Source organism: Mesorhizobium sp. P2_C7, from assembly GCF_056404515.1.
In genome coordinates this window covers 279,521-291,243 of the sequence record NZ_JBFUDW010000004.1, presented here as the reverse complement: position 1 = coordinate 291,243, position 11,723 = coordinate 279,521, and the positions used below count along the sequence as shown (strand labels likewise).

General features: G+C 59.8%; 10 protein-coding genes. 3 read left to right on the top strand and 7 right to left on the bottom strand.

Annotation, left to right across the window (positions count from 1 at the left end; all coding sequences use genetic code 11):
* Positions 1-21 precede the first annotated feature (21 nt).
* Both tssL and tagH read right to left on the bottom strand, forming a co-directional pair.
* Positions 22-1,539, bottom strand: coding sequence for a type VI secretion system protein TssL, long form (tssL, locus tag AC1D2G_RS11325; protein WP_477413970.1), 1,518 nt, complete (start codon positions 1,537-1,539; stop codon positions 22-24).
* Positions 1,540-1,872: 333 nt separating this feature from the next.
* A complete protein-coding gene (gene tagH, locus AC1D2G_RS11320) occupies positions 1,873-2,934 on the bottom strand; it encodes a type VI secretion system-associated FHA domain protein TagH (RefSeq protein WP_477225821.1) in 1,062 nt (353 codons plus the stop codon).
* 249 nt (positions 2,935-3,183) lie between these two features.
* Here tagH and AC1D2G_RS11315 point away from each other — a divergent pair, with 249 nt between their 5' ends.
* The 3 genes from AC1D2G_RS11315 to AC1D2G_RS11305 are packed head-to-tail and all read left to right on the top strand — an operon-like array spanning position 3,184 to position 7,059.
* Positions 3,184-5,511 carry a type VI secretion system Vgr family protein gene (locus tag AC1D2G_RS11315; RefSeq protein ID WP_477413968.1) on the top strand — a complete coding sequence of 776 codons (2,328 nt, stop codon included), beginning with the start codon at positions 3,184-3,186 and terminating at the stop codon, positions 5,509-5,511.
* 10 nt (positions 5,512-5,521) lie between these two features.
* Positions 5,522-5,950, top strand: coding sequence for a DUF6484 domain-containing protein (locus tag AC1D2G_RS11310; protein WP_457155069.1), 429 nt, complete (start codon positions 5,522-5,524; stop codon positions 5,948-5,950).
* Positions 5,950-7,059, top strand: a complete 1,110-nt coding sequence (locus tag AC1D2G_RS11305) for a HEAT repeat domain-containing protein (RefSeq protein ID WP_457155070.1) — start codon at positions 5,950-5,952, stop codon at positions 7,057-7,059. The genes AC1D2G_RS11310 and AC1D2G_RS11305 overlap by 1 nt, the downstream gene beginning before the upstream one ends.
* Here the strand turns inward: AC1D2G_RS11305 and AC1D2G_RS11300 are convergent.
* From AC1D2G_RS11300 to AC1D2G_RS11280, 5 genes are read right to left on the bottom strand one after another with little or no spacing between them, the layout of a single operon-like run.
* Positions 7,037-7,999 (bottom strand): type VI immunity family protein, encoded by a 963-nt coding sequence (locus AC1D2G_RS11300; RefSeq protein ID WP_477225823.1) that lies wholly within the window; start codon positions 7,997-7,999, stop codon positions 7,037-7,039. The two genes, AC1D2G_RS11305 and AC1D2G_RS11300, sit on opposite strands and share 23 nt — an antisense overlap.
* 22 nt (positions 8,000-8,021) lie before the next feature.
* Positions 8,022-8,573: an SMI1/KNR4 family protein gene (locus AC1D2G_RS11295; protein ID WP_477225824.1), complete on the bottom strand. Its 552-nt coding sequence runs from the start codon at positions 8,571-8,573 to the stop codon at positions 8,022-8,024.
* Positions 8,566-9,510: a DUF4150 domain-containing protein gene (locus AC1D2G_RS11290; protein ID WP_457155189.1), complete on the bottom strand. Its 945-nt coding sequence runs from the start codon at positions 9,508-9,510 to the stop codon at positions 8,566-8,568. Before AC1D2G_RS11290 ends, AC1D2G_RS11295 begins: the two co-directional genes overlap by 8 nt.
* The gene (locus tag AC1D2G_RS11285) at positions 9,510-10,568 is read right to left on the bottom strand and encodes a beta-ketoacyl synthase N-terminal-like domain-containing protein (protein WP_477413966.1); all 1,059 of its coding nucleotides are present in this window, start codon (positions 10,566-10,568) and stop codon (positions 9,510-9,512) included. The genes AC1D2G_RS11290 and AC1D2G_RS11285 overlap by 1 nt, the downstream gene beginning before the upstream one ends.
* Complete coding sequence (locus AC1D2G_RS11280; RefSeq protein ID WP_457151560.1) at positions 10,565-11,623, bottom strand: DUF2169 family type VI secretion system accessory protein; 1,059 nt, start codon at positions 11,621-11,623, stop codon at positions 10,565-10,567. The genes AC1D2G_RS11285 and AC1D2G_RS11280 overlap by 4 nt, the downstream gene beginning before the upstream one ends.
* Between the last annotated feature and the right edge of the window lie 100 nt (positions 11,624-11,723).

Genomic DNA, 11,723 nt, shown 5'->3' with positions numbered 1-11,723 from the left:
GGCGCTTCCAACAGGCCGTGCTCACAATGTTTCCTCCCTGGGGATCATCACATCGACACGGCGGTTCTTGGCGCGGCCTTCCGGCGTCGCATTGTCGGCGATCGGTTCGTCCTCGCCTTTGCCATCGACCGTCAGTCGCGAGGGATCGCTGAATTTCGGTGCCATCATCGTTTCGACAGCCTTGGCCCGGGCGACCGAAAGGTCGAAGTTGGATTTGAACGGGCTCGACTTTCGCGGTTTCACATTGTCCGTGTGGCCGACGATCCGGATTTGCCCGGGCTCGGGCTGCAGCGCCGCGGCGATGTCGGCGGCAATGGGCTGGAACTCCGGCTTCGCCTCGGCCCTGCCGGACTGGAACAGCAGGACATTGTTGATTTCCAGCACGATGAAGTTGCCCTTCGTGCCGATGGTCAGCCCGCCGCCTTCGACTTCCTTGGCCAGTGCCGAACGAATGCGATCAATCTGCGCGGTGGCTGCAGGTGGGGTGGCTTTCACCGGCTCGGCCAACGGCGCCACGCTGGCGCGCTCGATGGCGACTGGTGTCGACGGGTTGAGTGCCAGCAATTCACCGGCGGTGGCGTCGCCCTCATTGGTGATGAAGACCCGCAATGCAAAAAACGCCGCTGTCAGCAGCGCCGTCGCCGCTGCTGCAACGACCCAGAGCGGCAGGCGGGACGACGGCTGCGCCATGGTCGCCGCCAGGCCCTGCCAGCGCGGCGAGATGTCCTCGCCTGCACGCGCCCTGAAATAGCGAAGCGTCTCGTAGACGTCGCGTCGAACGCGTTCGAGATTGTTGTCTTCGCGCCTCACGCCTCGGTACTGGCCCTCGAAACCCAGCGACAGGCAGGCATGCATCAGTTCGAGCAGATCGTAGTGCGTCTCGGGATTGGCCAGTATCGTGTTCAGGGCTTCGTAGAAGCCTGTGCCGGTGATCTCGGTGTGAAAGAACTGCCGCAGCATGGCGTTTTGCGCCCAGTCGTCGCTCTTGGGCCAAGGCAGGTTGCCGATGAGATCGTCGGCGGTTTCGCACAGAGCAAATTTCGCGATCCGAGCATCCTCTTCGGGAACGCCGGTCTTCTCCATCGTTCGGTCGAATTTTTCGATCGCGTCGGCGACATGTTGCGCCAGTGGCTCCGCTTGTCTTTCCACGGGCATCAGCCTGAGCTGCCCGAACAGCATCAGCAAAGGTGCCGCCGCCGCGAGAATGGGGTTTGCCGCGGCGTATTTGACCGTGTCCGCGGCGTCGAACAGGATCGCCTGCTCGACCGCCCGGGCCGGCGCGGCGGCGGAAGAGGCAGCACCGGCCGCGGCGCCCAAAGCCGCACCTTGATAAATCACGGTTCCGGATGCCCAGCCCGGCGGTGTATGCCGCCCGACACCAGGATCGAACACCGTTGAATCCTTGACCGGAGAGGGTTGGCCTTGGCCTCCGTCAGCGGCAGGTAGCTCGGGAACTGGTGGCGATTTTTTCTCGCGCCGTGGACTTGCGCGAATGACGGTCTTGCCCGCCAGGCCGAAGGGGTCGTCCTTCGAGCTCATCGCCGACCGTCCGTGCAGGCGGTGTGGCCGCGATCGGGCGAGATGGGCGCAAAACGGTTGCTGGTCGGGGAATGGAAATACGACCCCCGCCGGCTGTGGCAGTGTCCGGAGGACGATTGACTGGAAAACGCTATCCCGCCGTCACATGACATTTGCCGCAGACCCCCAGCTCAATGAGTCTTACCCGCTTGGCGAACTGTCGTACGTGATCGTAATCTCAGAAATCGTCGATTGGAACCGGATGCCGGGCGTCGAAGGGACTTTTCTTCGCCGACTGCTGTACCATGCGTTACTTGGCCATCCGTTTCCTGGCCACGCGTTTCTTGGGATCGCCTATTTTTGCTTGTCGGCTTTGGCGTACGCCTCGCTGAAATAGGCCAGGAATATGTCCAGCATGCCGTTTTCGTGTGCTTCCTCCATGGTCCGCCATGTCGCGACATAGGCGTCCCAGGCCTGGCTCTTCTTCGACGTAAACGACGTAGGCGGGAGTTTCCTGCTGATCGCCTCGGGCGACAGGTCGTCAAGCAGGCGGGAGAGCGCGGTTTGCATGGCTGCATAGGTGGCAAATTCGTGCGTCTTGAGATCGTGGAATGCATCCTCGATGCTGCGCCTGGCATCAAGATAGCCGGCCCTGCGACGGGCGAACATGATTTCCAGGATGTCGTCGGTCCCCGGAACGAACTTCAGCGGATTGTTGTCCGCGGCGCTGATCATCGTTCGTTGTGTGCTCTTGGCCAACGTTTTCGCGGCCGCGCGGGCTTTCAGCAGCAAGGTCAGTTCTTCGACCACCGCCCGCAGGACCGCGCCGATTTCGGCGGCAACTTCATGCGGGTCGCGCAATTGAAGCAGTTCCGGCGAAATGCCGGCTCCGATAGCGATCTCCCGCAGCACCTCGTCCCTGGTCGAGGGCAGCGGTGTCGGGGTCGACGAGGACGCCGACACTGGAATGCGCTGCCCGGACCGTTGCTGTGCAGGCTCGAAGAAAGCCCCGCCTCCGAATTCCAGCGGCCGGCCCGTCGCGACCGGCATTTCTCGCGGCGTCGAATTTTGGTTGGCTTGGGGATAGCCTGCCGTGGCGCGCTCCTCGTCGATCGACACGACGATGACATAACGGCCGATCAGCATCCTGTCGCCATGGCCCAGCCGATGCGGGCCGGTCATGCGCTGGCTCGATCCGTTGATGAAGGTCCCATTGCGCGAGACATCGTGCAGCCAGAACGCTCCTGCCTCGTACAGAACCTCGCAGTGACGGCCCGAGATGAACTTGTCGGGATCCGGCAAGGTCCAGTCACAAGCATCGCGTCCGATTTCGAAGCCGCGATCGCGCGCTGCGTAGCCGGTCGGGATGCCGGCGGGCAGGGCGTCGACATTGCTGATTTGCAGACTGATGTACATCCAGGATCGCCGCGGATCGTTGATCGATACTGCACCATTCTAGCAGTTTGCGCGTAGAACAGCACAGCCGCGTTCCGAGCCGTTGATTCGACAAGGCAAGTTTCAAGCGCCACCGGCCCTCTTTGGTCCGCAGGGCAACATGTGGTAGGCTCCGGATGGCCTGGTGCGGCGGGTCGAAAAAGTTCCTGAACACAATGCGGGAACTTCAATCCTTCGCGCCGGCGGCCGCGTCCAGGAGGGGCACGACCCATGCCGAACGAACGTGCCACGGTTGTGCAGACACCGGTTGGCGCCGACCTGTTGACCTTCACGCATCTCATCGGGCGCGATGAGATCAGCCGTTGTTTCGCCTATACGGCCGGGTTCGTAAGCACGGACCCCAATATCGATCCGCTGAAGATGTTGGGGGGTCCGGTCTCGGTCGAAGGTGAATCCGATCCGAAACGCTGGTTCAGCGGCATCGTATCCGAGTTCCGGCTCACCCGCATCGAGGACCGGCTGGCCTATTACGAAGCGGTCGTCAGGCCGTGGCTCTGGTTTCTCGGCAACACCACCGATTGCCGTATTTTCCAGAACAAGAGCGTCGTCGACATCGTCAAGGACATCTTCAAGAAATACAGCGTGGCGGAATTTGATCTGCGCCTGCAGGGATCCTACCCGCCGCGCGAATACTGCGTGCAGTATGACGAGACCGATCTGGATTTCGTGCAGCGACTGCTCGAGCATGAAGGCATCCTGTATTTCTTCGAGCATGACGAGGGCAAGCACACGCTTGTCCTGGTCGACGCGATGAGCAAGCTGAAGCCTGCGCCGGGCTACGAGAAAGTGCCCTATCATTTTGAAGGCCAGGGTTCCCGGCGTGATGTCGAATACATCACCGAATGGATACCGGGCAGTTCGGTGCGCCCGGGTGCCTACGCCCACACCGATTATGATTTCAAGAAGCCGGGCGCCGACCTCATGGCCAAGTCGACCCAGCCGTTCAGCCACAAGCTGGCGGCGGGCGAGAACTATCGCCAGCCCGGTGCGCATCTCGAAGTGGGCCGGGGCGACAGCCTGGCCGCGATCCGCCGCGAGGAAGTCCAGGCCGTGCACCAGCGCATCGCCGCTGTCGGCACCGTGCGCGGCCTCTATTCGGGCTGCAAGTTCACGCTGGACGGTTTTCCACGCGAGGACCAGAACCAGGAATATCTGGTGGTCAGCGCCGAATACAGGCTGTTCGACCCGGGCTATAGAGCCCTTGCCGACGTCGACAGCGAGAACTTCCAGGTGATCCTAGGCGTGGCGCCGACCGCCGTGGCCTATCGCCCGCCACGGATCACGCCACGGCCAATCATGCGCGGGCCGCAGACCGCGACGGTGGTCGGTCCATCCGGCGAGGAAATATTCACCGACAAATATGCCCGCGTGAAGGTCCAGTTCCATTGGGATCGTCTGGGCAAGAAGGATGAGAACAGTTCCTGCTTCGTGCGGGTGTCGCAGACCTGGGCCGGCAGCGGCTGGGGGTTCATCCAGATACCGCGCATCGGCCAGGAGGTGATCGTCGATTTCATCGAGGGTGACCCGGATCTGCCGATCATCACCGGCAGGGTCTACAACGCCTCACAGATGCCGCCTTACGGGCTGCCGGGCAGCGCCACGCAGTCCGGCTGGAAGTCGGACTCCTCCAAAGGCGGCGGCGGCTACAACGAGCTGATGTTCGAGGACAAGGCCGGCTCGGAACTGGTCAATTTCCAGGCGCAGAAGGACCACAACCTTCTGATCAAGCACGACCGCACCAAGCTGGTCCAGCACGACCAGTCCGACCGCATCGACCACGACGCAAAGCACTCCGTCGGCCACAACCTCGACGAGGACGTCGGCAACAACAAGACGGTCAAGGTCGGCGTCGACCAGACCACGAATATCGGCTCGAACGACACCGAGACGGTGGGCGCCAACCGTTCGCTGACGGTCATGGCCAACGAGACCATCCATGTCGTGTCGAACTCGACGGAGAACATCGATGCCAACCATTCCCAGACGGTGGGGATCGTCCAGACCATCACGGTGGGCGCAGCACGCATCGACACGGTCGGCGCCGCCGAGACCCGAACAGTCGGCGCGGCACAGATGAACACCATCGGTGCCATACGGTCGGTCACTGTCGGTGCAGCGCAGAGCCACGATATCGGCGCGTCGGACAGTTGGAACATAGCGGCGGCGCAGAGCGTCAATGTTGGAGCGGATCAGAGCGTCACTATAGGCAGCGCCCAGTCTTTCAACGTTGGTGCCGCGCGCAGCGCCAGCATCGCGGCCGATGACACAACGACGGTTGGTGGAGGGAGTTCGCTGTCAGTGACCGGTGCGAGTTCAATCCAGATCGGGGAAGACAGTTCAATCAATGTCGGCAAAAAGCTGGTTATTACCGTTGGTGACGAAATTCTGATCAAGTGTGGTTCGGCCAAATTCATGATGAAGAAGGACGGTACCATTGCCCTGGAGGGGAAGGACATTTCGGTCAAAGCAAGCGGCAAGATTGGCATCAAGGCATCGAGTGACATAACGATCAAGGGCTCGAAGATCAGCGAGAATTGAGGATGCAGCGATGAGTGACGTTCGCGAACACATTGACGGTGTGGTGATCGGCATCTTTCTCGGTTTCGATGATGCGGCGTCACCGCTGGTGGTATTCCCCGGCAATCCGGAACAGACAGCCTTGCCCGCGCGCAGCTTGACCGGGCTGACGTCCGATATGATCGGCTCCGAGGTGGCTTTGCTCTTTCAAGAGGGCGATCCCGCCAGGCCGCTCATCGTTGGCCGCATCGTCGATCCGGCGCGCAAGACTGCGGCGCCACAGGTCGTGCGGGACGGCGAGCGCGTTCGCATTACCGGGGAAGAGCGCATCGAGCTGCGATGCGGCAAGGCGACGATCCTGATGGAAAAGGATGGCCGCATCACCATTCGCGGTACTTTCGTCACCAGCCAGGCGAGCGCCACCAATCGTATCCGTGGCGGTTCGATCGACCTCAATTGATGTTGGCGGCAAGCGACAAGTCGAAATCAGAAGGCACGCCCGGTCGGCGGATAGTGCCGGATGTCGTAAGGCAGCACGCCGAGCAGGTCGCATTCTTCTGGGCGCAACGCGACACTTTGATGGCGTCGGATCCGCCGAACCTGGATGTGGTCGCCGGTGTCGACCGGCGCTTGGAAGCCAACCTGGATGGCTTGCGTATCGCAGGGTCGGCCGCTTGGCCGTTCATCGTTGCGGTGTATGAGGATTTCCCCGAGAAAGGCGAGTTGTTTCTGTATGGATGGATGGCGATAGAATTGAACGACAGCCGCCGCATTGCCGAGGTTGTCGAGCATGGGAATCGAAGCGAGGACGATGCTTGCGGATTGGTCGGCGCGCTGGCGTGGCACCAGCCCGCAACGATCGCGCCGCTGGTGCGGGACTGGATCGGAGCGCAGGATGCGTTCAAGCGATATCTCGGCGTATCGGCTTGCCTTGGGCATGGCGTCGACCCGAAGCAGATGCTGGTTCGACTTGTGCGCGATCCGGATGCACGAGTTCGCGCCGCGTCCCTGCGGCTTGCCGGAAAAATCGGACGAGCCGATCTCCTTCCGCAACTGAGCACTGCGTTGGATGATACCGAAGAGTTGCCACGCTTCTGGGCCGCCTGGTCACTGGCGGAACTCGGTTCAGGCGACCTGGCTAGCTCCGAACTTCGCAAGGTTGCCGTCAGCAGAAGCGCTGACGCAATGACGGCGTTGCGCGCCGCCGTCAAGGCCTCACCCGACAGGGATGTCCGCGCCTGGATGGGTGGACTGTTCAAATCGCCTGAAACCGCGCCTTTGGCCGTACGTGGCGCCGGCATGCTGGGCGACCGCAACATTCTGCATTGGCTGATCCACCAGATGCGCACACCTGCTCTGGTCGCCGCCGCCGGCATTTCCTTCCTGGAGCTTTTCCCCGAAGCCAAAGAGCATGACGAGCTTTTCTCAGTCGAACCCGACTTGCTGGGAGACAAGATTGCCGAACATTTCGACCAGGATCCTCCATATCTGCCGGTTGCCGACAGGGTCAAAGTATGGGCAATCGAGCGGCGCTTGCTTGCCGATCCTATCGCCAGCCCAAGGGATTGATGAACCTGTGGATCCACTCGACCGTGTTGTCGTTCTCGAAAAAAAGTCTGCCTGAAAATCTTGGGTGTTCCCGAAGGAAAAGAGGTTCCAGAAGGCGGCTTGCGTCGAAATAGGCATCATTGACCGTTTTCGGTCGGTTCATGTCTTCGACATTCGGCTCTGAGCCAAGTCGCATCAGGTAGCCTCGTCGTCCGCGCTCGATGTCGACGGAACTGAGGGACGCGCAGCTTTTCACCAGTTCCGCCCAAGAAGCGTCGATCGCTGACAGGCCCTCGCCGAGAAGTGTCAGCCAGCTCACCGTTTTGATCCCGAGGTTGCTGACAGGAAGCGTCAGGTTCAGATTCTCTATGTCTATTCCCCAGTATCGCTTCGCTTGAGCGTATATGTAGTCAAACGCCGGAAGTCGTTCCCATGGATCGTAGGCAAAAGTCAGCCCACCGTGACCAGAAATAAATTCAACATTGTCGACAATATTGCGGGCCAGGCCGACGAGTACGCCAACTTCTGTGTCAAGTGGAGCGAGGACACGGACAGCCGAATGCAGGCCGCTGTCACGTCTATGAATACGGTTACACGAAAAACTCCAGCTGCCTCTCGGATCGTCAATCGAAACGTGATCCCAATAGCGAAGCTCGAACGCTCTGCCTTCACGAATGCGTCTGTAAACCGGTTGAAGATACGGCTCCGGAAGACCGTTCCTTGCCGCAACGCGGCCACTCCTTGTCAACTCAGGCGCGGAAGCCAGCAGCCAATACGGAAACTCTGCAAGCCCGATCTTCTGAATCGAGCCTGGCGGAGAGGCCTGCCGGTAAAGCTCGATGAGGAAATCGAGCTCGGCCTGGGTGGGGCCTTTCAGGTAGACCGTCAGGTCGAGCATTACCTTGCACGCGATTTTGCCTTCGACGGAAAAGGGTCGAAGCAGTTGCGGAGGCAGCTTCATGAACCTGCACCCAATTTGACACCTATTCGTTGTCTTCGTCGCTTGATGTTCCGTTCACTTCCTCATCGATCATGTATTCGAGAGTCTCAAGCTTGAATACTAAGTAATCGGTAAAGTCCTTGTAGGCGTCACTCTGGTACATGTCCTCGAACTCGATGAAGTCGACTTTCCCATTCTTCTTAACGCGGGACGGATCAAGTACCAGGAAATGGCTCAGATCTTCGCCAAACATGACCGGGATCGCACCGTTGTCGAAAGGGTTGTCCTCGTCATCCGGCCACAGGTCGCCCCAGAACTCGATTTTGTCTTTTACCCATTTGCTGTCGTGATCCTGCGTGGACAGCAGCTTGCCGCCAGCATCGAAATCACTCCAGCCATTGTGGAGCTTCAGAAATTCGCGATATGATTCCGGCAGCGGTATGCCCAGCCGTTTCTCAAGCTTGGCGATCTCTTCATCGGTCGCCGGCCTGCCAAGTTCGTGTGGCAATTCCTCGTCGTATTTGAGCGAGTCATACTTCTGTTGGGCCTCAACGATCTTTTCGATCAGCTCCTTCAGTTCAGGTTTCTTAGGCACTTGCTGGCTCCTCCCATCCGCAACAATTGGGGAAAACCCCAGTGTGGGGTTTGTTTCCACCCTTTCGCCAGAAATCCGTCTTGGCGCGATACTTCTTCATGCTCGACCCCATCCACGAATTCGCGCGGCTCGACATCCATTTGAGATTCTTGGCATCCGTTGGGTGACCATTCAACTGGAGCTCGTTGCTGTGGTCGGGGCTAAATCCGGAGTATTCTTGCTCTTCCGCCTTTTCCTTCGCGCAGTCTTTGTAGAACTCAATCTCGGCAGGTTTTTTTGCCACTGCCGCATCTTTGAGGCGTTTGCATTCGGTGTTGCCTTGCGTGCGCCTTTTGGCATAGCCCGCAGAGCGATTCCCATCCCAGGTCACACGTTTCATTTCACCGGCCTTCGCGGCATCGTTGATTGCCGCGCACTTGGCGCAAATCTCTTGCTTCTCGCAATCGTCGAATTTGACGTGCTTCTTGCCCTTCTTTTTCGCCGGGCCGTTGGCACAATCGATCTTCAATGGATTGGTGTTGGCTGGCCCCAATGGATCAACATCGCCAGCCAAATTCACGGTATTCTTGTCGTTGTGGAATTTCTTGTCTGTGTGTCGGCAGGCATTCTTGCCGTCCATCTTCACATCAAACGAGTAAAGTATCCAATCCGTTGCCTTCTTGAAGACGTTGGACTTTACGCCACCGACCGTGCCGGGCTCGTCGCCGGAACTCATGCCATACTGCGAGCCCTTAATCGCAATCATCTTGCCGCCCTTGGCGAGGACGGTCGTCGTGCCGTCCTTCAATGAGCTTTGCGTGGCGATGTTGGGATAGGGCAGGGGGATCGGACCACCAGGGCTGGGTGTCTTGCAGACATCGGGGATCGTCGCTATCGAGAGGCCGATAGTGCCTTTGTAGGTCAGCCCGAGGCCGTTGACCGTGATATGACTGGGCATCAGGCGGCCCTCCTCGGTCCGCCCAGCAGCACGGCGGCACGGGAGCCGTTCTCTGAACTCGCCCAGATCAGGGACAGCGGCCCGTTCTGGTAGTTCCGCGCTTCGGCCTCGCTTATCAAACCAACGAACAGCGGACCGGACGCCGCGCCGACATCGCCCCAACAGTCGGCCGGGGTCTCGAAGTCCGCCGCATCCTTGAAGCGGCCTGGGTTGCGGATGACAGCGAAGCCATATTCGTTCCCGCGATAGCGTTCGCCGTTCATGTCGCAGATGATGCGACCGACCGGATCGATCGGCGCGTCCTCGAAAAGGAAGCGGAAGGCCGCGCCCAACCCTTCGCCGAGCACGACCGTCTCTGTCTTGATCCTGTTTTCTTCGCTCGCCGTCGAGGCACTGACGATCTCGAGAAGAGGTTGCAGCCCAAACGCTCGTGCAGTAGTCAACGTCGTCAGCAGACAGAATCCTGCCGCCTCGCCCGGACAGAAGCCGTAGATGTTGCCCTCTGAGTGGAGTTGCTCGTTTTCATCCAGCCACTCGAGGGTTTCCGGTTCAAGATAGGTATCGACGCCGCCCGCGAGGCAGAACGTGGCTTTTCCATCTCGCAGTGTCTTGCAGGCATGGTAGATCGCCAGTAGCCCACCGGCGTGGCCACCAGCTATTGAACCGCCACCTTCGAGGACAACATGATGGGCCAGCAGCTTGCGCAACTTGGCGTCCACCTGAGCGGCAAACCCATCCGGTTGACCTGGCCTTGGCTCTCCGGTGGAGAGAATAAGGCACACTTCGGGCGACTGCAGTGATGCTCGCAATGGCCGCAAGGCGTCGAGTGCCGGTGAGATCGCGATTTCCACAGCGCGTTCCGGGCCGGCAAGGCTCGCATCTACGCCGATGTCGCGAGTGATTTTCATCCGCTCACCGAAACGGTCCACCATATGGGGATGATCCTGGATGGCCGAGATACCGGCGCGGACAGCCGCTGCACTTGAGGACGCGTCAAAACCCAACGGCGTGCGTACTCCAACGCCGACGACGACAATCGTGGCCCGTTTTGTCGTCATTCGTTTTCTTCCGGTTGCCAAATGCCTGTTGCCGCTACTGTCGGCGAAATGCCTGTCCGTGGCCTGATACGCAGATTTGTATTCTTCAGCCGTTCCTCGTCGAAAGGCACCGGCAGGGCGGACATCCACGTAATCGAGAACTGCCGTAAATCGGGCTTGATGCGCAGGGTATGGATGGTGGCTTCGCCGTTCTCGCGATCCGGACGATTGTAGAACTCCGTGGTCAGGTCGAATTTTATGCGCGGCAGAAGGAATTGCCAGAAGCCATCCTCGGTGAAATTCCCCAGCCGAACGTCCTCATAGCCAATCAGCGGAGTTTTGGTTTGTTGATCTTCCGGGGCGCATTGATAGTACATACGGCTGAAATCGCGCGGCAAAAGCGGATCGCGCGTCTTCTCCCATTCTTCGCCATAGGTGCCAGCGTATCTTATCCGCGGCTGCCAGTGACGCGCCACCGGACCGAAGCTAGCCGGTGTGCCGCTCTTGTGGTCGCGATAGGGCGCGTTGGAATACTCAAAGTTAGGTCCGGCTTTGCCAACTAGCCGCTGGGGGTCGATTGCAAACCCCGTACCAACTGGATTGCGCTGGTCCCAATCCGGCTTTGATGCCTCCATATCCGTGCCGCCGTAAGTCCGGCGCCAGCTGATCGGCATTCTCGTGAATGGCTCCGCCCGGCTCATCCGCACCGACACCGGGCCAGGCATAAACACGCGGTCCCCCACCACGTTGAGGGTCTTGTCCACGTCGCCGACCTTTATGCGCGCCGCGCTCTCGATGGCTGGACGCCTGCCGGGCGCATAGACGTGTCCTTCGACCAGAACATCCGTATGCTTTTTCTCAAGATTGAGATCAGTTTCGTCGAGAAGTTCGTTCGGATCGGCCCCGTGTAGAGGTGCCAGGGTCACCGGCGTCTGGTTCTTCAAGAGCCGCTGCTTGCCGTCGGCATCGATCTCGAACGACGCCTTGATCGCGATCAGCCAGACCTCATGTCCTCGCTCGTCACGCGTCCAGCTTTCCTGAGCGGCGAATGGCGTATGGTTGGACAGTATCCACATTTGAAACAAGGCATCCTTGCGCGACGGTGAAACAACGGACCTTCAACTGTCTTGGGTATAGCTTGGAAACAATTTGCCGGCGCGACGTGGGTACCGGCTA